At 63.0% G+C, this 23,367-nt stretch carries 21 protein-coding genes; 16 read left to right on the top strand and 5 right to left on the bottom strand.

What is annotated here, in order from left to right:
• Positions 1–120 precede the first annotated feature (120 nt).
• The 4 genes from JN279_RS29440 to JN279_RS29455 all read right to left on the bottom strand — a co-directional run bounded on the left by JN279_RS29440 (position 121) and on the right by JN279_RS29455 (position 4,027).
• On the bottom strand, positions 121–1,191 hold the full coding sequence (locus JN279_RS29440; protein ID WP_202350917.1) for an ABC transporter substrate-binding protein: 1,071 nt from the start codon (positions 1,189–1,191) through the stop codon (positions 121–123).
• A gap of 26 nt (positions 1,192–1,217) precedes the next feature.
• Positions 1,218–2,039, bottom strand: a complete 822-nt coding sequence (locus JN279_RS29445; RefSeq protein ID WP_202350918.1) for an ABC transporter permease — start codon at positions 2,037–2,039, stop codon at positions 1,218–1,220.
• Entirely contained in the window at positions 2,036–2,920 is an 885-nt protein-coding gene (locus JN279_RS29450) for an ABC transporter permease (RefSeq protein WP_202350919.1), read from the bottom strand. The genes JN279_RS29445 and JN279_RS29450 overlap by 4 nt, the downstream gene beginning before the upstream one ends.
• Before the next feature lie 201 nt (positions 2,921–3,121).
• Complete coding sequence (locus JN279_RS29455; protein ID WP_202350920.1) at positions 3,122–4,027, bottom strand: SMP-30/gluconolactonase/LRE family protein; 906 nt, start codon at positions 4,025–4,027, stop codon at positions 3,122–3,124.
• Between the two features lie 152 nt (positions 4,028–4,179).
• On the opposite strand from JN279_RS29455, the gene JN279_RS29460 reads away from it, so the two are divergent.
• From JN279_RS29460 to JN279_RS29525, 14 genes are all read left to right on the top strand, one after another.
• Entirely contained in the window at positions 4,180–4,854 is a 675-nt protein-coding gene (locus JN279_RS29460; protein ID WP_202350921.1) for a FadR/GntR family transcriptional regulator, read from the top strand.
• Complete coding sequence (locus JN279_RS29465; protein WP_202350922.1) at positions 4,851–6,053, top strand: mandelate racemase/muconate lactonizing enzyme family protein; 1,203 nt, start codon at positions 4,851–4,853, stop codon at positions 6,051–6,053. The genes JN279_RS29460 and JN279_RS29465 overlap by 4 nt, the downstream gene beginning before the upstream one ends.
• A gap of 25 nt (positions 6,054–6,078) precedes the next feature.
• Positions 6,079–7,056: a sugar ABC transporter substrate-binding protein gene (locus tag JN279_RS29470; RefSeq protein WP_202350923.1), complete on the top strand. Its 978-nt coding sequence runs from the start codon at positions 6,079–6,081 to the stop codon at positions 7,054–7,056.
• Positions 7,057–7,134: 78 nt separating this feature from the next.
• Positions 7,135–8,112: an ABC transporter permease gene (locus tag JN279_RS29475; protein ID WP_202350924.1), complete on the top strand. Its 978-nt coding sequence runs from the start codon at positions 7,135–7,137 to the stop codon at positions 8,110–8,112.
• 3 nt (positions 8,113–8,115) lie between these two features.
• Positions 8,116–8,847 carry an ATP-binding cassette domain-containing protein gene (locus JN279_RS29480; RefSeq protein ID WP_096455800.1) on the top strand — a complete coding sequence of 244 codons (732 nt, stop codon included), beginning with the start codon at positions 8,116–8,118 and terminating at the stop codon, positions 8,845–8,847.
• 15 nt (positions 8,848–8,862) lie between these two features.
• A complete protein-coding gene (locus tag JN279_RS29485) occupies positions 8,863–9,618 on the top strand; it encodes an SDR family oxidoreductase (protein WP_202350925.1) in 756 nt (251 codons plus the stop codon).
• Between the two features lie 16 nt (positions 9,619–9,634).
• Entirely contained in the window at positions 9,635–10,504 is an 870-nt protein-coding gene (locus tag JN279_RS29490) for an aldose 1-epimerase (protein ID WP_244734768.1), read from the top strand.
• 148 nt (positions 10,505–10,652) lie between these two features.
• Positions 10,653–11,810, top strand: coding sequence for a fumarylacetoacetate hydrolase family protein (locus tag JN279_RS29495; protein ID WP_202350927.1), 1,158 nt, complete (start codon positions 10,653–10,655; stop codon positions 11,808–11,810).
• A gap of 102 nt (positions 11,811–11,912) precedes the next feature.
• Positions 11,913–13,442, top strand: a complete 1,530-nt coding sequence (locus JN279_RS29500) for a sugar ABC transporter ATP-binding protein (protein ID WP_202350928.1) — start codon at positions 11,913–11,915, stop codon at positions 13,440–13,442.
• The gene (locus JN279_RS29505) at positions 13,439–14,473 is read left to right on the top strand and encodes an ABC transporter permease (protein WP_202350929.1); all 1,035 of its coding nucleotides are present in this window, start codon (positions 13,439–13,441) and stop codon (positions 14,471–14,473) included. Before JN279_RS29500 ends, JN279_RS29505 begins: the two co-directional genes overlap by 4 nt.
• A 225-nt stretch (positions 14,474–14,698) precedes the next feature.
• Positions 14,699–15,634 carry a substrate-binding domain-containing protein gene (locus JN279_RS29510; RefSeq protein ID WP_056564187.1) on the top strand — a complete coding sequence of 312 codons (936 nt, stop codon included), beginning with the start codon at positions 14,699–14,701 and terminating at the stop codon, positions 15,632–15,634.
• A gap of 118 nt (positions 15,635–15,752) precedes the next feature.
• Complete coding sequence (locus JN279_RS29515; protein ID WP_096455790.1) at positions 15,753–16,739, top strand: ABC transporter permease; 987 nt, start codon at positions 15,753–15,755, stop codon at positions 16,737–16,739.
• Between the two features lie 4 nt (positions 16,740–16,743).
• On the top strand, positions 16,744–17,535 hold the full coding sequence (locus JN279_RS29520) for an ATP-binding cassette domain-containing protein (protein ID WP_096455788.1): 792 nt from the start codon (positions 16,744–16,746) through the stop codon (positions 17,533–17,535).
• Positions 17,536–17,671: 136 nt separating this feature from the next.
• Positions 17,672–18,694, top strand: a complete 1,023-nt coding sequence (locus JN279_RS29525) for a LacI family DNA-binding transcriptional regulator (RefSeq protein WP_096455786.1) — start codon at positions 17,672–17,674, stop codon at positions 18,692–18,694.
• 411 nt (positions 18,695–19,105) lie between these two features.
• On the opposite strand, the gene JN279_RS29530 is transcribed toward JN279_RS29525, so the two are convergent.
• A complete protein-coding gene (locus JN279_RS29530) occupies positions 19,106–19,696 on the bottom strand; it encodes a TetR/AcrR family transcriptional regulator (protein WP_096458938.1) in 591 nt (196 codons plus the stop codon).
• 243 nt (positions 19,697–19,939) lie between these two features.
• Here JN279_RS29530 and JN279_RS29535 point away from each other — a divergent pair, with 243 nt between their 5' ends.
• Both JN279_RS29535 and JN279_RS29540 read left to right on the top strand, forming a co-directional pair.
• Complete coding sequence (locus tag JN279_RS29535) at positions 19,940–20,191, top strand: hypothetical protein (RefSeq protein ID WP_096455784.1); 252 nt, start codon at positions 19,940–19,942, stop codon at positions 20,189–20,191.
• Complete coding sequence (locus tag JN279_RS29540) at positions 20,176–23,361, top strand: efflux RND transporter permease subunit (protein WP_202350930.1); 3,186 nt, start codon at positions 20,176–20,178, stop codon at positions 23,359–23,361. Before JN279_RS29535 ends, JN279_RS29540 begins: the two co-directional genes overlap by 16 nt.
• Positions 23,362–23,367: the final 6 nt, after the last annotated feature.

Raw genomic sequence — 23,367 nt, forward strand, 5'->3', positions numbered from 1 at the left:
CGCAGCGCCGAGACGGATGAGGGGTGGGTGACGGATCGCCGTCGGCGCCAAGCTGGAGCACCCCTCATCCGTCGCCTTCGGCGACACCTTCTCCCACAAGGGGAGAAGGGAAGATCAGCGTCACCCGCCAGCCTTCACCTTCTCGAACATCTTCGCCACATCGTCATTCTGCTTCATCGGCCCGGTGAAGATCGTGCTCTTCAGCATCACCTCGGGGTCGGACGGCAGTTGCAGTTTCTCCAGCTCGTCCTTCGCCACGCCGGCGAAAGCGGTGCTGAGCGAGCTGCCATAGCCGTAGGACTGGATCAGGAATTTGCCCGAATCGGCGTCGAGCCGGCTGTTGATGAAATCATAGGCGAGATCGACATTCTTGGCGTCCTTGAGCATGACGAAGCCGCAGGCCCAGGTCAGCATGCCTTCTTTCGGCTTCATGAACTCGACCGGCACGCCCTGCTTCTTCAGCGAGGTGGCCGACGCATTCCAGGTCATGGCGGCGACCAGTTGGCCGCTGGCCAGCGCCTGTTCGACCGAGGTCATGTCGGTGGTGTAGCTCGACAGCAGCGGGCGCTGTTCTCGCAGTTTTGCCGCGACCTTGTCCATCTGTTCCGCGGTCATGTCGAAGGGATTCACCCCGGCCAGAAGCGCGGCGACGATCGGCGTGTCATGCACGGCGTCGATGGTCGCCATGCGGCCGGCATATTGCTTGTCCCAGAGCAGGTTCCAGCTCGCTTCCGGATTCTTCACCAGATCGGTGCGGTAGAGGATCGAGGTGTTGCCCCAGTCCCACGGCACCATCCACACCTTGCCGTCGCCGGCCTGCAGGTCGGGCAGGTTCTTGAACACCGGGAAAATCGAATCCCAGTTCTTGATGCGCTTGGTGTCGATCGGCTGCAGCAGCCCTTCCTTGTTCCAGCGCGCCACCTTGTCGTAGCAAGGATGCGCGATGTCAGGACGGAAGCCGGCCTTGACCTTGGTGAAGGCATCGTCGTCGTCGCCGAAGATCGAGGCCTCGACGCCATCGGGGTGCGCGGCGAGGAAGCTCTTGTTGAAGTCGGGCAGTTCGTAGCCCGACCAGGTGAAATATTGCAGCTTTTCGGCTGCCAGCGCCACGGTCGACGACAGTGCGAGCGCCAGTGCGGCAAGGCCGGCGCGAGCTTTGTGTCCGGTTATCGATTTCAGGTGGAAGGTCATTTTCGTTCTCCTCTTCTTTGTTATGGTCAGGCTGGATTGCGGCGCGCGGCGCCGAGCCCGCGATGGCGCAGGATCTCGGCGGTGCCGGCGATGATGAAGGATACGGCCAGGATCACCGTCCCCAGCGCCATGACGGTCGGCAGCGAGCGGGGGAAGCGCAGCTGGCTCCAGATGTAGAGCGGCAGCGTCGGCTCAGTTCCGGCGAGAAAGAAGACGACGATGAATTCGTCGAAGGAAATCAGGAAGGCAAGCATGAAGGCCGACAGCACGGCCGGCAGGCTGAGCGGCAGCATGACGCGCCGGAACGTCGTCCAGTCGGAGGCGCCGAGGTCCAGCGCGGCCTCGCGAACCGTCCTGGGAATGGCGGCGAAACGGCTGCGCATGACGACCACCGTCGTCGGCAGCGCCACCAGTATGTGGCCAAGCACGATGGCGACGCGCGATGGTCCAAGGCCAATGAGGTTGACCAGGATCAAGAGGGATATGCCGACGATGACACCGGGAATGAGGATCGGCAGCCGGGCGATGGCGCTGATCGTGGCGGCCAGAGGCGAGCGGCCATAGAGGTCCATATAGGAAACGGTGATGCCGCATAGCGTGGCGCCGGATGCGGCGATGACGGCGATGACGAGGCTGTTCAGGAGCGCGCCCGACAGCGCCGGATTGCCGTAGAGCGTCTGATACCATTGCAACGTAAAACCCTGCAGCGGAAACGCAGCCTGGATGGAATCGTTGAAGGAAAACAGCGGGATCAGCAGCACCGGCAGGTAGAGAAACACCAGATAGGCAAGCACGTAGAGGCCGAGCCAGCTTCCATCCCGTTTCGTGTCGGCTTGTTCCGCCTTCATGTGCGGCTGCCAAATCTGCGGTCGGCGCCGCGAGCGACCAGCACGACGACGAGGATGACCAACATGACGCAGACCGAGAGGGCCGCACCGAACGGCCAGTCATTGGCCTTGCCGAACTGCGACTGGATCAGCGTGCCGATCATGGTGCTGGCCGGACCGCCGACCATGGCCGGCGTGACATAGTCGCCAACGGTCGGTACGAAGACGACCAGCGCGGCGGCCAATACGCCCGGCATGGAGTTCGGCAGCACGACGCGGCGGAACGCGGTGAACGGCCGCGCGCCGAGGTCGGAGGCAGCCTCGAGCAACGATTTCGGAATGGTGTCCAGCGCCACATAGATCGGCAGGATGGCGAAGGGCGCGTAGGCATGAGCGAGCGTGACGACCACCGCGGCCGGCGTGTTGAGAAAGGCCAATGTCGGCTCCGACCAGATGCCGCTTTCAATCAGCGCCGAGTTCAGGACGCCGTTATAGGCGAGCACGATCTTCCAGGCGAAGACGCGCAGGAGATAGCTGGTCCAGAACGGCAGCGTCACCAGGAAAAGCAGCAGGCCGCGCCGCCGCCCGGCGTGGAAGGCGAGATAGTAGGCGACGGGATAGGCGGTGACGACAGTCGCCAGCGTCACCAGGCCGGCAATGACCAGCGAGCGCAGCGTCACCGTCCAGTAGAGCGGATCGGTGGCCACGGTGACGAAATTTTCGACGGTCAGCCCAACGCCGAGCAGTGAGCCGTCATTGCCGCGGAAGGCGAGGAACATCACCAGGCCAAGCGCAAACAGGATCAGCAGAAATGTGACCAGCGCGCCGGGCAGCAGCATGGCGAGCCGGAAGCCCGATGAAGACCGGCCCCCTGGCGCTTGTGCTGCAACGAAGGCCGACATCGACCTGCCCACCGAGATTTTGAAATTGGCTAAGACTTTTTCATATTCATGAAACTGTCAAGCGGAATCCGGCTTTCCTGAATTGGCCGCCATCAACGCTCCAGCGACTGCCGGAACGCTTTGGCTTTGCACGGAATGGTCGAAAAGGCCGTGGCCGACCTGGTAGGGCCTGGCGTTCTCGGCCATTTCAGTCGGGTTGTCTCATCCGAACCGTTTGGTCGGTGTGCCTCGAACGCCTGCGCGCACCGCGAACAGCCCGCCCTCCTGCGGGTTTGCCCGCAAATGTCTCTCGCTCATGGTAAATCGCGCCGAGGTGACGAAGAGGATGTCGAAATTCTCGCCGCCGAAAGCACAGCTCGTCGGCCAGCTGCAGGGCAGCTCCACCACTCTGTCCAGAACCCCGTCAGGTGAGATACGGACCAGGCAGCCGCCCCCCGCAACGCGACAGTTCCAGACATAGCCCTCCGCATCCATGCACGACCCGTCCGGCAGGCCGCGAAGAAAACCCGAAAAGAAAGGGCGCCTGTCGGTTATTCGCGACCGCACCCTGTCCCAGTGATAGCGAAAGATCTGGTTCTTCGTCGTGTCCGCCGTGATGAAGGTATCATCCGCCGTCCAGACCATCGTGTTGGTGATGCCGAAGCGATCGGCACTGAGCGCCTCGACAATGCCGGCTGTGTCGACGCGATAGATCCGCCCCGCATCTCGCGAAATGTCGCGCGCAAGATCGTCGGGGCCGATGTTGTTTTCCATGGTGCCGACCCAGAAAGAGCCGTCCGGGGCGACCACGCCCTCATTCAACCGTGTGTCGGGGCTGTCCGCTTCGATCGTCGCGATCGTCCTGAAGCTCTCTCCGAAATCCCACAGTGCCACATCCTTCCGTAGCCCGACGATCGCGCCACCGTCCCGGCGCAGGCCAATCGAGGTTGCGAGGTCCGGTGTCTGCCAGCTCTGGTGATCGCGAGTGACCGGATCGAGCTGGTGGATGCGCCGCCCGATGATATCCACCCAGATCAGTGTCTTCCTGTTCTCGTCCCAGAGCAGGCTCTCACCGACGATATCCCTGGCATCAAACACCAAGCCTGGCTGTTTTTCTTCGCTATCCACTACCCTTCCCCTCCCAACTGTCGCGCGGTCAACTGCTATTGACAGACAAGATTTCATAAAGCTATAGGCATTTCAACAAAACATGTCATACAAGTTTGGAGGAAACGGTGAGCGATCGTGGCATAGAGCCTGACGAGACAAGTCCCGGGCTGGTGAGTGCCGCCATTCAAGCCATTACCCAACACATCCGCGTGGAAGGCCTTGGCCCTGGCGACCTCTTGCCCAGTGAAGCCGACATGACCCGCAAGCTCAGCGTGTCGCGAACGGTGGTGCGGGAGGCGTATCGATCGTTGTCGGCGATGCGCCTCATCGACATGAGCGCCGGCCGGCGCGCCAGCGTTGCCAAGCTCGACATTGGTGCCATGTCGATGGTGATCGAGCACGGCGTCACCACCGAACAGATCAGCGTCCAGCAGGTTTATGATGTGCGGCGTACCATCGAAATGCGCACAGTGGCGCTCGCGGCACTGCGCCGAACCGACGCGGAGGCGGCTGAAATACAGAAATGCGCGCAGCTGATGCGCGAGAATTACCGTGCGCCCGAGATCGTCATGGAACACGACATCGCATTCCATGAGGCGATCGCGCGGGCCTCCCACAACCCGGTGTTTTCGTTGATCATCAACGCCTTCAGCGGTGTCACGCGACGCACCTGGGTGATCGGCTGGCGTACGCGTGCCACCGAGGAAGAGCAGATCAAGATGATCGAGGGGCATGCGGATATTGCTCGGGCGATCGTCACGGGGAACCCGCAACTCGCCGCCGAACATATGGCCGCGCATTTCGACAAGAGCGTCAAGGCATTGATCGACGCGGGGATCGCATGAAAATCCGCTCGATCGAGACCATCCGCATCGAAGAGCGGCCCAATCTGCTCTGGGTCGAGGTGCATACAGACGAGGGCATCACCGGCCTCGGCGAAACCTTTTTCCTGGCCCGCACGGTCGAGGAATATGTCCATGAATATGTCGCGCCACGCGTCATCGGCCGCGATCCATTGCAGATCGATCTGCTTTCAGCGGATCTGGTTGGCTATCTCGGTTTCCGCTCAAGCGGGGTCGAAGTCCGCGGCAATTCCGCCTTCGACATCGCGCTCTGGGACATTTTCGGCAAGGCGATGAACCAGCCGATCGCGCAGCTGCTGGGAGGCTTTTCGCGGCAGTCCATCCGTACCTACAACACCTGCGCCGGCACCGAATACATCAAGGACGGCAAGGGACAGACCACCGCGAATTATGGTCTCGGCACAAGGCAAGGATACGACGACCTGAACGGGTTTCTCCACCGCGCCGACGAATTGGCGGCGGAGCTGCTCGAGGACGGCATCACGGCCATGAAGATCTGGCCTTTCGACCATGCCGCCGAGAAAAGCCGGGGGCAAGACATCACCGCCACCGACCTCAAAGCCGCGCTGCAACCCTTCGAGAAGATCCGCAAAGCTGTCGGCGACAAGATCGACATCATGGTCGAGTTCCACTCCATGTGGCAGCTCCTGCCCGCGATCAAGATCGCCAAGGCGCTCGAACCTTATGGCACGTACTGGCATGAGGATCCCATCCGCATGGACAGCCTCGCCGATCTCAAGCGCTATGAGGCCGCGAGCCCGGCGCCGATCTCGGCGTCGGAAACCTTGGGCAGTCGCTGGGCATTCCGCGACCTTCTGGAGACCGGCGTCGCGGGCGTCGTCATGCTGGACATTTCCTGGTGCGGCGGGCTTTCCGAAGCACGCAAGATCGCCGCGATGGCGGAGGCCTGGCATTTGCCGGTCGCCCCGCATGACTGCACCGGGCCAGTGGTCCTGGCGGCGTCCACGCATTTGTCCCTCAACGCGCCCAACGCCCTCGTCCAGGAGAGTGTGCGGGCATTTTACAGGACCTGGTACCGCGACCTCGTGACCGCGCTGCCGGAAGTCAAGGACGGCATGATCACCGTGCCGCCCGGCCCGGGCCTAGGGCTGGAACTCAATCCCGACCTCGGTCGGGCCTACACCGTCCATCGCCGCGTCTCCGACAAGGCGGACATCTGAAGAACACTCAACGGGAGGAATAGAAATGAAACGACTGACTGCAACGCTTTTGCTCGCCACGACGCTGCTTGCCGGGCCTTCCGTCGCCAGTGCCGACGGGCTCAACATCGTCTTCACGCACCATTCGTCGGCCTCGAACACCTTCTGGCAGGCGGTGAAGAAGGGCTTTGACGATGCCTGCGGCAAGGTCGAGGCCAAGTGCAACATGATTTTCACCCAGACCGAAGGCTCGGTCGAGCAGCAACTCGCCAACATGCGCGCCGCGCTTGCCGCCAAGCCGGATGCCCTGCTGACCTCGATTGTCGACAACAAGGCGTTCGACGACGTCATCAAGGAGGCGCGGGATGCCGGTGTGTTGGTGATTGCCGTCAATGTCGACGACACCGAAGGCGCCAAGGGCAATGCGCGGCAGGCCTTCATCGGGCAAGGTTTCAAGCCGGCGGGCTATTCGCTCGGCAAGGCGATTTCCGAGAGCTTCCCGAAGGAGGGGCCAATCAAGGTTCTGGTCGGCATTTCCGCACCCGGCCAGAACTGGTCCGAAAGCCGCGGCGCAGGCGTGATGCAGTTCCTGGAAGAGTACAAGGCGGCCCATCCCGACCGTCAGGTCTCATGGGAGCGGATCGACAGCGGAACGGACCTTGCGATCACGTCCGATCGTGTCGGCGCCTATCTCAATGCGCATCCCGACACCACAGCCTATTTCGACACCGGCTTCTGGTGCGCGGGCGTTGCGCGCTCGCTGCAGGACCGCGGCGTCGCGCCGGGCAAGGTCCTCCTTGGCGGTTTCGATCTGGTGCCGGAAGTTCTGCAGCAGATGCAGAAGGGCTACGTACAGGCTTTGGTGGACCAACAGCCCTACATGCAGGGTTTCATGCCCGTCATGGAAGCCTACCTGAACAAGAAGATAGGTCTGGCACCCTCCGACATCGATACGGGTCAAGGCATCGTTCGCCCGGATCAGGCCGACGCGATCATGACGCTTTCCTCGCAAGGTCTGCGTTAAGCACACGCCCGCCATGTGTTCACCCGGCGGTCCTCGCACTGCCGGGTGGTCCCTTGCCTCGAATTCCTGGAGCCTGCCTTGAAACGCCTCTTCAAGACCTATCTGGAAAAGCCGGAACTGGCGGGACTGATCCTGCTGGTGCTTCTGGTGGTGATTTTCGAGATCCGCTCGGATGGCGTGTTCCTCAACCAGGATAACCTTCGCGGCATACTCGGCATTCTGCCGGAAACGGGCCTCGTCGCCATCGGCGTCACGATCCTGATGATCAGCGGCGAGTTCGACCTGTCGGTTGGATCGGTGTTCGCGCTGATGCCGATGTGCATGGCGGTCCTCATGGTCGAAGGGGTGCCTTTCCCGCTTGCCTTGCTGGCCGGGCTTCTCGTTTGCGCGGTGATCGGATTTATCAACGGCTATGTGACGATCCGGTTCGAGATCCCGAGCTTCATCACCACGCTCGGCATGCTTTTCATCGCCCGGTCCCTGACGATCGTCGTCTCGGGCGGGTTTCCACCCTTGCTTCCCGCCGATCTGCCGAACTGGCTGTTCACCTCGTTCGTCGGCCCCGGCAACATGTTCCGCATGTCGTTCCTGTGGTTCGCGGGAATTGCCCTGCTGACGTCGCTGATGCTTTCCAGAACCAATTTCGGCAACTGGATAAAGGCCACCGGCGGCTTTCACCCTGCTGCCGCCTCGATGGGCATCCCGACCGCGAGGGTAAAACTCGCATGCTTCATGCTTTGCTCGATGCTGTCGGGTTTCGCCGGGATGCTGCAAGTGCTGAGGCTGGGCTCCCCTTTGCCTTCCATCGGCGAAGGTCTGGAACTCCAGGCGGTCGCCTCGGCGGTTATCGGCGGTGCTTCGCTCGCAGGCGGCATCGGTACGGTCGCCGGCGGCATCATCGGCACAATCCTCATCCGTATCATCGACAATGGGCTGGTGCTCTCCAATGTCGACGCGAACTGGTTCAAATTCGCGATCGGCTTCCTGACCATTTTCGCCGTCGTCGCCAATGCCTGGATGCGCAAGCGCGCCAAGGCGATCAAGATGGAGGGCTGAGCCATGGAAGACGCAATCATCTCCGTCCGCAATCTTCACAAATGGTATTCCGGCGTCCATGCGTTGAAGGGGGTGAGCCTCGACCTGAAGCGGGGCGAGGCGCTCGGGCTGGTCGGCGACAACGGTGCCGGCAAATCGACGCTCATCAACATCCTGTCCGGCGTCCATACCGCCGACGAGGGCGAGATCCTGGTCGAAGGCAAACCGGTGCGGATCGCCAAGCCGCGCGACGCGATGAACCTCGGTATCGAGACCATCTACCAGTACAATTCGATGGTTCCCACCATGTCGATCGCCAGGAACCTGTTTATCGGCCGCGAACCGACGCTGTTTTCCGTATTCGGCGTCGGCATCCTGGATCAAAAGAAGATGGGCAGCGAAAGCATCAAGGCGATCGCCAATGTCGACCTGCATCTGCGCTCGCCCGACGCACTGGTCGGTGAACTGTCAGGCGGCCAGCGGCAAGGCGTCGCCATCGCGCGAGCCATGCATTTCAAGTCGAAGGTGATGATCCTCGACGAGCCGACCAATCACCTTTCGGTCAAGGAGACCAGCAAGGTCATCGGCTTTGTGCGTGGATTGAAGGCACAAGGGGTGACCGGCGTTTTCATCAGCCACAACATGCATCACGTGTTTGATTGCTGTGACCGCGTGGTCGCGATGGCGCGTGGCGAGGTCGTGCTCGACAAACGCATCGAGGAAACCTCCATCGATGAAGTCCACAACGTGCTTTGAGGAGCGGGAACGGTGATGACGAACCTTTCCGGTAAAGTTGTGCTCCTGACGGGTGGTCTCGGTTCGCTCGGCCGCGCCCAGGCTGCCGCGCTTGCCGGCGCTGGCGCGCGCGTGCTTTTGCTTGACCGACCGGAGAATGCCGAAGGACCCGGAATCGCAGCGGAATTGGCGGCGGCAAACAAGGGCACGATCGTCTATGTCGGTTGCGACTTGAACCAGCTGGCCAAAGCCGAGGCAGCGGTCAAGGCGCTCGCCGACGAAGAAGGCACGATCGACATTCTGATCAACAATGCCGCACTCATCATCAACCGTCCGTTCGAGGAATTCTCGCTTGGTGAGTACGAGGACCAGATCCGTGTGAATTCATCGGCCGCCTTCGCGCTGGCGCGCGCCTGCGCCCCTGGCATGAAGAAGAAGGGCTGGGGCCGGATCGTCAATTTCTGCTCGGTGACGCTGAATGGCCGCTGGGACGGTTACGTGCCCTATGTGGCCTCGAAAGGCGCCATGCTGGGACTCACCAAGTCGCTGGCGCGGGAATTGGGACCACACGGCATCACCGTGAACGCGGTGTCGCCCGGCGCCGTCGTTTCCGAGGCAGAGGAGCGCGTCTTCGGAGAACGGCTCGAGGAATACAATGACTGGATCCTCGCCAACCAAAGCCTGAAGCGGCGCATCGAGCCGCAGCATATCGCCGATCTCGTGCTGTTCCTCGTCTCCCCGGCCTCTGACATGATCAGCGGTCAGAACATCAACATCGATGGCGGATGGTAGCCAGGGCGGCCTTTCGATGATCAATGGCGATGAGATCGAACTTGCCGATGGGCGGGCAAGCCTTGTGGTGCGCCCCCGCGAGGGCGCTGCCATCATGCGCTACGACGCGCTCCGCCCCGGCCGAGCACCGACGCCTGTGCTTGAGCCGTCGAGGGGCGTGCTGAAGTTCGGGTCGCAACTGCTGATCCCCTGGTCAAACCGCATTTCCGGTGGAGGCTTCGAGTTTGACGGGCGCTTCCATGCGATAGAGCCCAATGTCGAAGGCGAGCCGTTCCCACTCCACGGCGACGCATTTCAAAAGCCGTGGCGGCTGACGAGGCGAACCGGCACTGAAATGGAGCTGGCTCTGGAGGATGGGGCGATCGGGCCTTACCGCTACCGTGCGAGCGTCCGCTATGCATTGGAGGATGGCGCGCTGTCCGCAGCGCTGACTGTCGAGAACCGAGCCACTATCCGCCTGCCCTACGGGCTCGGTTTCCACCCCTGGTTTCCGCGCCGCCCGCGCACTTTGCTGCAAGCATCGGCGCACAGTGTCTGGTTGGAGGACGAACGGCACCTGCCGACGGGGGTGGTGCCGCTGGCATCCCGGCCGGACTGGGATTTTTCGCAAGCCGCGCCGCTTCCCGACGCCTGGGTCAACAATGCCTTCGAAGGCTGGAACGGGCACGCCACGATCATCCAGCCGGATGACGCTATCGCCGTCACGGTCGAGGCATCACCCTCGCTGAATGTCTTCGTCCTCTATTCGCCGGCACGAGACGCTGATTTCTTCTGCTTCGAACCCGTTTCACATGTGGTGGACGCCCATCACGGCAGCGGTCTGACCACGCTGGAAAAAGCCGGATCGACAAGCGCGCATTTGCGGTTACGTTGGGATGAACTGTAGCGCCGCGAAGCAGTGCAGCGACATGGTGGCAAGGGCCTTTCCCGTTGATCGCCTGTCGCCTGGCACATGCTGCTTCAGGGCGTGTCGGCTTGAAGGGGCCATGCGCACGTCATAACATCGAACTATCCTGCGCAATGATGAGAGTGCAATGACAAACATGACGTTTCTGCCTGACGATGGCGTCTTTCTCGGCCGCGCTCGATCACCGGATGTGCCCCATCCCCTGATCGTCACGGTGCGAGACGGCACCGTCTTCGACATCACCTCGAGCGCGGCGCCGACCGCACGGGATATCTGCGAGATGACCGATCCGGCAGGGCATGTGCGTTCGGCCAAGGGCAAGCCGATCGGCTCGCTCGATGACATAGCGGCCAACAGTTTCGAGGCAGCGCGCGATCCGGCAAAACCCTATCTGCTTTCCCCGGTCGACCTGCAGGCGGTCAAGGCGTCCGGCGTGACCTTCGTCGTCAGCCTGCTCGAGCGGGTGATCGAGGAACAGGCGCGTGGCTCGGCGGAGAAGGCCGACGCCATCCGCGCCGACATTGCCGGGCTGATCGGCCATGATTTGTCGAAGCTGAAGCCCGGTTCGCCGGAAGCGATGGAGATCAAGGCCAAGCTGATCGCGCGCGGCGCCTGGTCGCAATATCTGGAAGTCGGCATCGGCCCCGATGCCGAGATCTTCACCAAGTGCCAGCCGATGGCCTCGGTCGGCTTCGGCGCCGATGTCGGCCTGCACCCCGTCTCGACCTGGAACAATCCGGAGCCGGAGATCGCCATGATCGCCGCCTCAAGCGGCAGGATCGTCGGCGCTACCATCGGCAACGACGTCAATCTGCGCGACGTCGAAGGGCGCTCCGCGCTGCTGCTCGGCAAGGCCAAGGACAACAATGCCTCGGCCTCGCTTGGCCCCTTCATCCGCCTGTTCGACGACACCTTCTCGATCGACGACGTGAAGCGCGCCGTGGTGCGCCTCAAGGTCGAGGGCGAGGATGGCTTCTCGCTGGAGGGCGCAAGCTCGATGGCCGAGATCAGCCGTTCGCCGGAAGAGCTGGTTGCCGCCGCCATGGGCCCGCACCACCAATATCCGGACGGGCTGGCGCTCTATCTCGGCACCATGTTCGTGCCATCGAAGGACCGCGGCGAAAAGGGCAAGGGGTTTACCCACAAGGTCGGCGACATCGTCACCATCTCGTCCGAAAAATTCGGTGCGCTGGTCAACCGGGTGCGGCTGTCGCCCGATTGCCCGCACTGGACCTACGGCGCCAGCCATCTCATGCGCGACCTGGCGAAGGCCGATTTTATCTAGAATCTGTCCAAAACGGCCGCAATCAACACAATTTTATGCGAACCCGGATGACGGCGGACGCAAAGCGCTTCAAGATCGCGGTGCGGTCGGGGGGCCGTTCCGATGTCCGATTCGCCGATTCTGTTGGTGCGCACCATCGCCAGGCGCTTTGGCGGCACGGTCGTGCTCGATGACATGAACCTTGTGGTCGAGCGCGGCTCGATCCACGCGCTGGTCGGTGAAAGCGGCGCCGGCAAATCGACACTGACAAAGGTGCTGGCGGGCATTGTCCGGCCGGACCGTGGCACTATCGAGTTTGACGGCAAGACCGCGACGATCGACAGCCCCAATGCGGCGCGCAAGCTCGGCATTGGCGTGGTCCTGCAACAGCCGGGGCTGTTTCCGGAGCGCCCGGTCCTGGCCAATCTGTTCGTCAACCGCGAACCAGTTCACAACGGGCTGATCTCGCGGCGCGAAATGGAGGCACGCAGCCGTGAATTGCTTCGCCAGCTTGGTCTCGATGTCGATGTCCATGCGCCACTTGGCGATCTCGGACCCGGTGAACGCCAGTTGGTCGCGATCGCCTGTGCGCTGCTGGAAAATCCCAGGCTGCTCCTCCTCGACGATCCGAATTCGGCGCTCGACCAGCGTCAGAGCGAGCGCCTGTTCGCCGTGCTGCGAGGGCTGAAAGCCAGGGGCATGAGCATGCTCTACGCGTCGAACCGGCTGGGGGACGCCCTTGCCATCGCCGACCAGCTGACGGTGATCCGCAACGGCCGCGACGTGCTGTCGAAGGCGCGGCAGGAGCTGACGGCGTCCGAGGAAGCGATGATCGGCCAGTTGCGCCAGTCGCTGTTCCCGCTGCCGCTCAGGGTCCTGCCGACGCTTGCCGGCACGCTGCGGCCGCAGATCACGATCGACGGGCTCGGCGGCGGCAATCTGTCCGGGATCAGCCTCACGGCCCGCACCGGCGAGATCCTCGGGCTTGCCGGTTCTGGAGCGCGGGACTTGCTTGCCCTGTTGTTCGGGCTGCGCAAACCGCGCCAGGGCAAGGCGCGTTTTCCTGATGGCGACGGCTTGCCGAGGACGCAGACGGAAGCGGCGCGGCGCGGCATCTGCATGATTTCCGGCGAGCGCGGTAACGGGCTGATGCCCGACAAATCCATCGCCTTCAACATGGCGAACGTCGTCGTCGGCGCACGCAGTTGGGGCTCGCGCTGGTACTCGCCGGGGGCGGCGCTCGGCCGCGCCGCGCGGCAGATCGAGGCGCTGCGCATCAGGAGCGCGCCGGAGAGGCCGGCGGGCTCGCTTTCGGCCGGTGGCCAGCAGAAGGTGATCATCGCCAAATGGCTGGAGATCGGCCCGCAAGTGGTGCTACTCGACGAGCCCGCCCGCGGCATCGACATCGGCAGCAAGCAGGAGATCTACGCGCTGATCCGCCAGATGGCGGCCAGTGGCTGCATCGTGCTCCTGCATTCCAGCGAACTGTCCGAACTGACGGGGCTTTGCGACCGGATCCTGGCTTTCCATCAGGGCAGGCTGGCCGGCGAAATCATCGGCGACGATATGGACGTGGCAAGTCTTCTGAAGCTGATCACGTCGGGCAAGCCCGCGGACGAAAGCCGCCGGAGCAACCGGGAGAGTGTGGCATGACCAGGACCGAGACCGCGCCGCCGCTTGCCGGTTCAGTGAACCATCAAACCAGACGCAGCATCCGGCTGCCGGCCGAGACCGGTGCTGTCGTTGTGCTCGCCGTCCTGCTCGCACTGCTTGGCTGGCTGCACCCCTCTTTCCTCGAACCGGCCAATCTGCTCTCGGTGCTGGGTCAGGCCGCCCTGCCCGGCCTGCTGGCGATCGGTATGGTGTTCGTGCTCGCCACGCGCGAAATCGATCTTTCGGCCGGTGCGGTGTTCCATCTTGCCGCGACCTTTACCGCCTTGCTGATGGTTGCTGGAGTGGACCCCTGGCTTGCCGCGCTGGCGGGTGTCGCGGCCGGCGCCGGCCTTGGCCTGATCAACGGCCTGCTGATGATTGCGCTGCGCCTGCCGGCTCTGCTGGTGACGCTCGGCACATGGTGGATGATCCAGGGCCTGTCGGTGGTCGCCGGCAAGGGACAGACGATCGTACCGCCGAGCGCGGACGGGAACTTCTTCGCGGCCCTGTCGGGCAAGGCGTTCGCGATGGTGCCGGCAACGGGCATCATCTTCATCGTGCTGGCGCTGGCGATGCATGTCGTGCTTCACCGCACCCGCTTCGGTTACCGGGCGCAGGCCGTGGGCAGCAATCCACAGGCGGCCGCCTATGCCGGTATTCCAACGTCCAAAGTGCGGCTGCTGACGCTGGTTCTGATGGGCGCGATGGCGGGGCTGGCCGGTGTGATCCATGTCGGCATCCAAGGCGCCATTGCCCCCGGGGATGGCGGCACGTTCGCACTGCTGGCGATCGCGGCGGCCATCATCGGCGGCACATCGCTTTCGGGCGGCCACGGCAGCGTCATCGGTGCCGCGATCGGCATATTGGTCCTCCAGCTAATCCTCAGCGCCATGAGCATGCTTGGCGTCGATGCCGCGTGGAGCACTTTCGCCACCGGCGCCCTGGTCGTGCTTGCCCTCGCGGTCGACCGGTCGGTCCGGCTGTGGCGCAACCGGCGTGCCGGACGCGGTCAGGACGACCCGCTCGGCTGAGCCTCGCCACCAATCATCCGGCTGCCCTGAAAAATCACCGCAACTGATGCAATCTGATGGGTCCGGTGATGGCGCCCTGTCAGGCGCCAACTACATCTGCAGATGGAGGCTTGCCATCCGCCGAAAAAGGGAATGCTCTGAGGCATCCGAGCGGCGCTGGCAAAAGACGCAATCCGGCTGGAGCCGGAACAAGGGACGGATCATCTTCAACCGGGAGGAAATCAAATGCTGACAAGACTGAGACTTGTGCTCTACGGCCTGCTGGTCGCGCTGACGGTCATTCCGGCAGCCGCGCAGGCCAAGACCTTCTACTGGATTTCGCATGGCGGCCCGGCCGATCCGGTCTGGACCTACTTCCTGGCCGGCGCCAAGCAATGGGCCAAGGACACCGGCAACACCGTCAACACCTCGTTCCACAATGGCGACGTCGCCTCCCAGCAGGAAGCGGTTCGCGCCGCCCTCTCCGCCAAGGCCGACGGTATCGTCACCACCAGCCCCGATCCGGGCAGCCTTGTCGAGATCGTCAAGGAAGCCCGCGCCGCCAACATCCCGATCATCAACTTCAACACGCCCGATCCCAAGGCCAATTTCAATGCCTATGTCGGCGGCGACAACGTCACCTTCGGCAAGCATTGGGCGCAATATCTGGTCGACAAGGGCCTGGTGAAAAAGGGCGACTTCGTCTGGATGCCGGTCGAAATCCCCGGCGCCACCTATGGCGTCCAGGAAGAGGAAGGCATCAAGAGCGTGTTCGGACCGCTCGGCATCACCTATGAAGTGACCGAGGCGACGCTCGACCAGGCCGAGGTGATCAACCGCATGGTCGACTACCTCACCGCCCACAAGGGCAAGGTCAACGCCATCATCGGCCTGGGCGACCTCGTCACCGGCTCGATCAAGCGGGTGTTCGACCAGGTCGGCGTCAAGCCGGGCGAAATCCCGGTCGTCGGCTGGGGCAACTCGCTCGACACCACCCAGGAAGTGCTGAACGGCTACGTCAATGCCGGCCAGTGGCAGGACCCGCAGGCGACCAGCTATGTCGCGCTGTCGCTCGCCAACATGGCGGCGTCAGGCATTCCTCCGGGCTTCAACGTCATCACCGGCGCGCTCTATGAGAAGGACACCGCCGGCGTCTACGACAAGATCCTGTCCGGCAAATAACCGCGATCCTGGCGCCGCGCCCATTTGGCACGCGGCGCCAGATATCTTCTTGTGCCGCGACCTGTCCATCCGAGGCGGTGGCGATCGTGGTCCGTTCCAACCATGTCGCGGGTTCCCAGTGGAAAATCATTCGCTTGTCCAACGCCTGATTGCGCGGCCGGAATTCGGTCCCTTCGTACTGCTCGTCGTCGAGATCGGCGTTTTCTGGGGCTTCAACCACGATTTCCTGTCGCCGCAGAACATCTCCAACACGCTGGCCTTCACCGTCGAGCTCGGCCTGATCGCACTGGCCATGACCTTGCTGATGACATCGGGCGAATTCGACCTGTCGGTCGGTTCCCTGTTCGGCTTTTCGCCGGTGCTGATGTGGACACTGTTCAACAGCGGCGTCACCTCGCTGGAAATGGGCTTCGTCGCCGCGCTGCTGGTTGCCGCCCTGATCGGCCTGGTCAATGGCTGGTTCGTCACCCAGCTCAAGATCCCATCCTTCCTGGTGACGCTCGGCATGCTTCTGGTGGTGCGCGGCAGCGCGCTTTTCATCACCGACGGTTTTCCGCAGCGCACCTGGAGTGCCGAGGGCAGCTGGCTGGCGGAGGCGCTGGTCGGCGACTTCTTCATCGGGCCGTTTCGCATCTACATGTCGCTGTTCTGGTTTATCGCCGCGGCGATCGCGCTCGGCTATGTGCTGACGCAAAGCCGGACAGGCAACTGGATCCAGGCGGCGGGCGGCAATCCCAACGCGGCACGCGCCCGCGGCGTCAATGTCAATCGCGTCAAGATCGGCCTGTTCGTGCTGTCGTCGCTCATGGCCTCGCTGGCCGGCGTCATCTCCTCGCTGCGCACATCCGCCGCCAACCCCAACAGCGGCACCGGCTACGAGCTGGAAGTCATCGCCATGGTGGTGATCGGCGGCACGGCGCTGACCGGCGGACGCGGCACCATCATCGGCACCGTGCTCGGCATCCTGATCCTGCGCGTGATGCGCAACGGCATCGTGCTGATCGGCGTGCCCGGTCTTGCCTACAACATCTTCATCGGCGCGATCATTCTTGGCATGATGGCGCTCCACTCATGGCTGGAACGCCGGCATCAGGCAGGGACGTGAGACCATGGCCGAGCCATTGATCCGCATGCAGAACATCCGCAAGTCCTACGGCCGCGTGCAGGCACTGGAGGATGCCAATTTCCATGTCAACGAGCGCGAGATCGTCGGCCTGCTCGGCGACAACGGCGCCGGAAAGTCGACGCTGATCAAGGTTTTGTCGGGCGCCGTGCCGCTGACCAGCGGCGACATCTTCATCCGCGGCAAGAAGGTGAGCTTGCGCAGTACCAGCGACGCCATCGCGCAGGGCATCGAGACCATCTACCAGGATTCCGCGCTGGTCACGCAACTGTCGATCGCCCGCAATCTTTTCCTCGGGCGCGAGCCGATCAAGCCGCCGCGCTTTCTCAACCGCATGGACCAGGAGGCGATGAACACTGTCGCCCGCGACCTGCTCAAACAGGTCGGCATCTCGAAGAACATTCCGCCGACGACGCCGATCGGCTCGCTCTCCGGCGGCGAGCGCCAGGCCGTGGCGATCGCGCGCGCCATGCATTTCGACAGCGACCTCATCATCCTCGACGAGCCGACCAACAATCTTGGCGTCGCCGAAACGCAAGGCGTGCTGAGCTTCGTGCGCAACGCCCGCGATTCCGGCCACTCCTGCATCTTCATCGCGCACAACATCCACCATGTCTTCCAGGTGGTCGACCGCATCGTCGTCATGCGCCGGGGCAAGGTGGTCGCCGATGACATCGACCCGAAGAAGACGACCGTGACGGAAGTCGAGCGGATCATCACCGGCATGTCGGACAAAGAAATCCGCGACGCCATCGCCGACGGCAAGCCGCCCCACTGAGGATGGCTGAAGTCATCTTGTCGAAACAGGCGAATGCGCATGGCGGTGATGGGTGTCGATCAGACGTCCTTCAGATCACATCGCCTGACACATCACCCGTCTGGCGCGCCATCGCATCGGCGCATAGGGTTGCGGCATGAAGGCCACCGTCTCCGACATCGCCAGGAATTGCGGGCTCTCGACCGCGACGGTCGACAGGGTGCTCAACAACCGGCCCGGCGCCAGCGCCGCCAACCGGCAGCGTGTCATGGAGGCCGCCAAGCAGCTTGGCTATCTGCCGGTCGCCGACCAGGTGACGCTTCCCTCGAAGCCCGCCAACCTCGAATTCTTCCTGCCGATCGGCAGCAACGCCTTCATGCAGGATCTGGCAAGGCACATCGAGGACTATGCATCGCGCCTGCCGCTGGTCGCTTCCTGCCGGATCCACAACCTCGCCGGCATCTCGCCGAACGCACTGCAGACAGCGGTCGAGAACCTGTCGCTGAGGGCCAATGGCGTCGGTGTCATTGCCGTCGACCATCCGCGAACCCGCAACATCCTGCGCGACATTGTCGAGGCCGGCATCCGCCTGGTGACGCTGGTGTCCGACATTCCGGCCGCTCCCCGCTCGGCCTATGTCGGCATCGACAACCGGGTGGCGGGGCGGACGGCGGCACTTCTGATGGGGCGTTTCCTCGGCGGCCGCGAGGGCCATCTGGCGATGGTCGTCGGCTCGCGCTCCTATCGCGGCCATGAGGAGCGTGAAATGGGCTTTCGCTCGGTGCTCGGCGAGGAGTTTCCCAACCTCACCGTGACCAGTGCTGTCGAGATCAATGACGAGCCGGATGCCAGCTACGCCGAAACCATGAAGGCGCTGCACAATGAACCGGAACTGCTCGGCATCTATTGCGTCGGAGCCGGACGCTCCGGCGTTGCGAAAGCCATCCGGGAAGCCAGGCCCAACCGCAAGCCGGTGTTTATCTGCCACGATCTGACGAGGGAAACGCGCGGTTACCTCGTTGACGATCTCGCCGACGTCGTCATCGACCAGAACGCCAGGCTGATTGCCGAACAGTCGGTCATCCGCCTGCTCGGCTCAATCGCCTCATCGGCGCCCTATCTCACACGGAAATTCATCGAGCCACGCCTGATTTTTCGGGAAAACGTGCCGGTCCAGTAAGGTGGGGCGGCTTAGAGTTTTAACGCAATTCCCAAAGGGAAAGCGCTATGCGCTTTCCCGGGAAAATTGCTTCACACTTTTCCTGGAATTGCTCTGGGCAAAGCCGGTTTCCCGCATTTGTAGGATAATTGACACGGCAAATCTGCACAGCTGCTATGCACAATTCATTGTTGCCGAATCATTGGGCAATTCGTAGGTTCTGGTTGTCGGCCATCTACTCCTCCCAGATGCGATGCCGACGCTGAGTGGGGTGCACCTCCTCCCGCGCCACACTCGAAATCGAGCCCGCTGCCACCTCCTCCCGGCAGCGGGCTTTTTTCGTTCAGCCGTCGAAAATTCGTGCGCCACCCGCACCAAAGGGCCCGCGCTGTCGCGGTCATACGACCGGTAAATCGCCAGCAGTGGCGGACTTCAACCGGCGGCAGTACCTCGGAAGGAAACGATCAGCCCTTCAGCCATGCGCACGAACTGCGTGCTAGGCCCTTCGGTGCCCACCGTTTGCACGCTGACACGCGCGCCTTCGAACAGCAGCGACAACGTATCGGCGAGCAGTTCGGCCTGGCCGATGCCCGCGTCCCGGCACAGCGTCACAAGGCGCTCGCGCTGGGCTTCCTTGAGTTCCTTGATCACCAGCCTCGCCGGATGGTCCGGCTCGGCCAGTTCAGCGGCAGCATTGGCCATGTCGCAGCCACGGCCGTCGGCATTGAGCATGGCAGCCGCCTTGCGAACCCAGGCATGCAGTTGTGCGAGCTTGTCGCCGGGAAATTCGGCCTCGAACGTGTCCCACATGGCGCCGGCCTTGGCCGCATTGGCGCGCAGGCACTCGACGATCAAATCATCCTTGGATTCGAAGTGACGATAGAGCGTCATCTTGTTTGTGCCGGCAGCTTCGGTGATGGCGTCGACGCCGACGCCCTTGATGCCGTGCTTGTGGAACATGTCGCGTGCCGTCTCCAGGATCCGATCCCGGGGACGCGAGCGCTCCACGACGCTGTCTGTCATCATGATCTCCTTTCGTTTCCTAAAAACCACGGCCACCTCTTGACTAGGGTGTTACCGGTCTGTAACTATGTAGATGTTACTTACTGGTAACACCTATGTCGTCCGTCGTCAATAACAAGGCCGTGAACTGGTCCTGCCAGATGAGAGGGACGAGAAACTGCCAATCATGCGGCTTCGGCCGGTGAGGAAATGAAAAACGGTTCGCGAGCATGGGCTGCGAATCGACAGACAAGGAGCCGGCCAATGCCACAGCGCCGCGATCTTACCATAGATGAGGCCGTCCGGGATCCGATGATCCGGCTGGTCATGAAGGCAGATGGGGTCGATCCCCGTGCCTTCGAGAAGATGCTTCGCACGCTTGCCGATGGGCAGCGTCGCGAGGTGCCGTTGCTGCGTTCACGGGAAGCCTCCCGTGACGGGCACGGCCAGTTGTCCAGGGTTGCCAGTGCCTTCGGGCGGGCAAGAGCAGCCGGCGAGGCATGTGTGTCGTGGTAAACTTCTTCATTCACCGTCCGATCTTCGCCTCGGCGATCGCCATCATCATGGTGCTCGCCGGCACGATTTGTTATTTCCTGCTGCCGGTCTCGCAGTTTCCCGATATCACGCCGCCCCAGGTCGTGGTCAGCGCCCATTATCCGGGCGCCAGCGCGCAAGTCGTGGCCGATACGGTAACGACGCCGCTGGAACAGCAGATCAACGGCGTGCAAGGCATGACCTACATGTCGTCGACGAGTTCCAATGACGGCTCCTCGACCATCACCATCACCTTCGATGTCGGCTATTCCCTGAGCACCGCCGCGGTCGACGTCCAGAACCGCGTCTCGCAGGCGGCGTCGTCGCTGCCGGCGATCGTCAACCAGGGCGGCGTGACGATCAAGAAGCAGAACCCGAACTTCGTGCTGATCGTCAACCTCACCTCGCCCGACAGTTCCGTCGATCCGGTGGCGCTCTCGAACCTTGCGTATCTGCAGGTCGTCGATCCGCTGAAGCGTCTGCAAGGCGTCGGCGACGTGCAGATCTTCGGCGAGCGGCGCTATTCGATGCGTGTCTGGCTCGACCCGGACAAGCTCGCCAATCTCGGCATCACCGCCGTCGACGTGCAGAATGCCATCGCCGAGCAGAACGTCCAGGTGGCGGCCGGCAAGATCGGCCAGTCGCCGGCGCCCGCCGGCACCGCCTTCGAAATGCAGGTCAATGCCGTCGGCCGCCTGAGCGACCCGAAGGAGTTCGGCGACATCGTCGTGCGCGCCAACACCGACACCGGTTCGCTGGTGCGGCTGCGCGATGTCGCCCGCATCGAACTCGGCGCCCTGCAATATTCGTCCTCGGCCTTCTTCGGCAAGGAACCGACGGTGGTGCTCGCCGTCTACCAGATGCCCGGTTCCAACGCGCTCGACCTTCAGCAGCGCGTCAAGGACAAGATGCAGGAACTGTCGGCCCGTTTCCCGAAGGGCGTGTCCTACGCCATGCATTACGACACGACACGCTTCGTCTCGGCGTCGATGCATGACGTGCTGATCACGCTCGGCGAAGCCCTGGTGCTCGTCGTTGCCGTGGTGTTCGTCTTCCTGCAGAGCTGGCGCACAACCATCATCCCGACCATTGCCATTCCGGTGTCGCTGGTGGCAACGCTGGTCGTCATGGAGATGCTGGGCTTCTCACTCAACATGCTCTCCTTGCTCGGCATGGTGCTGGCGATCGGCCTTGTCGTCGACGACGCCATCGTGGTGGTCGAGAACGTCGAAAGACAGCTCGAGGCCGGGCTGAAACCACTGGCGGCAACCAAGGCCGCGATGGCCGAAGTCACCGGTCCGATCATCGCCACCACCGCCGTGCTGATGGCGGTGTTCGTGCCGGTCGCCTTCATTCCCGGCGTCTCCGGCAAGCTTTACAACCAGTTCGCGCTGACCGTGGCGATTTCGGTCGGCATTTCGGCTTTCAATTCCCTGACGCTCAGCCCCGCGCTCAGCGCCGCCTTCCTGCGCCATCGCGGCGAGACGCAGTTCGTGCTGTTCCGCTGGTTCAATACGGGCTTCGACAAACTGTCGCATGCCTACGCCCATGGCGTGCGTATTCTCATCCGCTTGCGCTGGATCATGCTCGGCCTGTTCGCGGCCGGGCTGGTCGCCACTTACTTCGTCTGGCAGCGCCTGCCGTCGACCTTCCTTCCGGTCGAGGACCAGGGCTATTTCTTCGTCGTCATCCAGCTGCCCGACGGCGCCTCACTCGAGCGCACCGACGCGGTGGCCCAGAAGGCGCGCGACATCCTGCAGGCAACCCCCGGCGTCGACATTGTCGGCTCGATCAGCGGCCTGAACTTCCTGACCAGTGCCGCACAGTCGAATTCGGCGGTCGAGTTTGCCATTTTGAAGCCCTGGGAGGAGCGTACTCCCGACCAGAGCGCATCAAAGCTCGTTGCCGATGTGCGCGGCAAGCTGTTGCAGATACCGGAAGCCTTCGCGCTCTCCTTCGATCCGCCTTCGATACCGGGTATCGGCACCACGGGCGGCTTCGAATTCGTCGTCGAGGATCTCACCGGTCGCGGCAGCACGGCTCTCAACGACGCGACGCAAGCCGTGATCGCCGAGGCGCGCAAGCAGCCGGAAATCAATCCGCAGCAGCTGTTCTCACCGTTCTCGACCTCGACGCCGCAGTTCAACTACGACCTCGATCGCAGCAAGGCGAAGCTGCTCGGGCTCAATTTGCCTGATGTCTTCAACACGCTGCAGATCTATCTCGGCTCGCTCTACGTGAATGACTTCAACCTGTTTGGCCGCACCTTCCGGGTGACCATCCAGGCCGACAAGGATGCACGTGCGGGCGCCGCCGACATTTCGCGGCTCTATGTGCGCAATGCCTCCGGCGGCATGGTGCCGCTCAGCACGCTGGGCAAACTCGTGCCGTTCGTCGGTCCGGAGACCGTGCCGCACTACAACAACAATGCCTCCGCCTCGATCAATGGCGGTGCCGCACCGGGCTTCTCCTCGGGCCAGGCGGTTGCCGCCATGGAACGGGCGGCTGCCACCGCACTGCCCAGGGATTTCGGTTTCGAATGGACCGGCATCACCTTCCAGGAGCTCAAGGCAGGATCGATCGCGTCCGTCGTCTTCGGCCTCGCCATCGTCTTCGTCTTTCTGATCCTGGCGGCGCAGTATGAGAGCTGGGCGATGCCGTTCATGGTGCTGCTGGCCGTGCCGCTCGCACTGTTCGGCGCGTTTGCCGCACTGTGGGTGCGCGGCATGCAGATCGACGTCTACTCGCAGATCGGCTTCGTCATGCTGATCGGCCTGGCGGCGAAGAACGCCATCCTGATCGTCGAGTTCGCCAGACGGCGGCGCGAGGAAGGCCTCAGCATCGTCGAGGCGGCGATGGAAGCCGCACGGCTCAGGCTGCGCCCCATCCTGATGACGGCCTTCGCCTTCATCCTCGGCGTGCTGCCGCTGATGTTCGCGACAGGCGCCGGCGCGGCAAGCCGCCAGTCGATCGGCACCACGGTGTTTGGCGGCATGGTCGCCGCGACCATCCTGTCGCTGGTGTTCGTGCCGGTCTTCTACGCGGTCATCGAACAGTTGCGGGAGCGCCGCGAAAGCGGCGAGCCCGCCTCCAAGCATACTGAACCAACTGCCGAACCCGCCTTCCCTCCCCTGGCGGAAGCGGCCGAATAAGATTGG

This window comes from Mesorhizobium sp. 113-1-2, assembly GCF_016756475.1.
Classification (GTDB): domain Bacteria; phylum Pseudomonadota; class Alphaproteobacteria; order Rhizobiales; family Rhizobiaceae; genus Mesorhizobium; species Mesorhizobium loti_C.

What these genes read in the sequence shown, in the direction of transcription:
- JN279_RS29440 (WP_202350917.1), bottom strand. Translation starts at nt 1,191, where the DNA reads ATGACCTTCCACCTGAAATCGATAACCGGACACAAAGCTCGCGCCGGC.
- JN279_RS29445 (WP_202350918.1), bottom strand. Translation starts at nt 2,039, where the DNA reads ATGAAGGCGGAACAAGCCGACACGAAACGGGATGGAAGCTGGCTCGGC.
- JN279_RS29450 (WP_202350919.1), bottom strand. Translation starts at nt 2,920, where the DNA reads ATGTCGGCCTTCGTTGCAGCACAAGCGCCAGGGGGCCGGTCTTCATCG.
- JN279_RS29465 (WP_202350922.1), top strand. Translation starts at nt 4,851, where the DNA reads ATGAAAATCCGCTCGATCGAGACCATCCGCATCGAAGAGCGGCCCAAT.
- JN279_RS29470 (WP_202350923.1), top strand. Translation starts at nt 6,079, where the DNA reads ATGAAACGACTGACTGCAACGCTTTTGCTCGCCACGACGCTGCTTGCC.
- JN279_RS29480 (WP_096455800.1), top strand. Translation starts at nt 8,116, where the DNA reads ATGGAAGACGCAATCATCTCCGTCCGCAATCTTCACAAATGGTATTCC.
- JN279_RS29485 (WP_202350925.1), top strand. Translation starts at nt 8,863, where the DNA reads ATGACGAACCTTTCCGGTAAAGTTGTGCTCCTGACGGGTGGTCTCGGT.
- JN279_RS29490 (WP_244734768.1), top strand. Translation starts at nt 9,635, where the DNA reads ATGATCAATGGCGATGAGATCGAACTTGCCGATGGGCGGGCAAGCCTT.
- JN279_RS29495 (WP_202350927.1), top strand. Translation starts at nt 10,653, where the DNA reads ATGACAAACATGACGTTTCTGCCTGACGATGGCGTCTTTCTCGGCCGC.
- JN279_RS29500 (WP_202350928.1), top strand. Translation starts at nt 11,913, where the DNA reads ATGTCCGATTCGCCGATTCTGTTGGTGCGCACCATCGCCAGGCGCTTT.
- JN279_RS29505 (WP_202350929.1), top strand. Translation starts at nt 13,439, where the DNA reads ATGACCAGGACCGAGACCGCGCCGCCGCTTGCCGGTTCAGTGAACCAT.
- JN279_RS29510 (WP_056564187.1), top strand. Translation starts at nt 14,699, where the DNA reads ATGCTGACAAGACTGAGACTTGTGCTCTACGGCCTGCTGGTCGCGCTG.
- JN279_RS29520 (WP_096455788.1), top strand. Translation starts at nt 16,744, where the DNA reads ATGGCCGAGCCATTGATCCGCATGCAGAACATCCGCAAGTCCTACGGC.
- JN279_RS29525 (WP_096455786.1), top strand. Translation starts at nt 17,672, where the DNA reads ATGAAGGCCACCGTCTCCGACATCGCCAGGAATTGCGGGCTCTCGACC.
- JN279_RS29530 (WP_096458938.1), bottom strand. Translation starts at nt 19,696, where the DNA reads ATGACAGACAGCGTCGTGGAGCGCTCGCGTCCCCGGGATCGGATCCTG.
- JN279_RS29535 (WP_096455784.1), top strand. Translation starts at nt 19,940, where the DNA reads ATGCCACAGCGCCGCGATCTTACCATAGATGAGGCCGTCCGGGATCCG.
- JN279_RS29540 (WP_202350930.1), top strand. Translation starts at nt 20,176, where the DNA reads ATGTGTGTCGTGGTAAACTTCTTCATTCACCGTCCGATCTTCGCCTCG.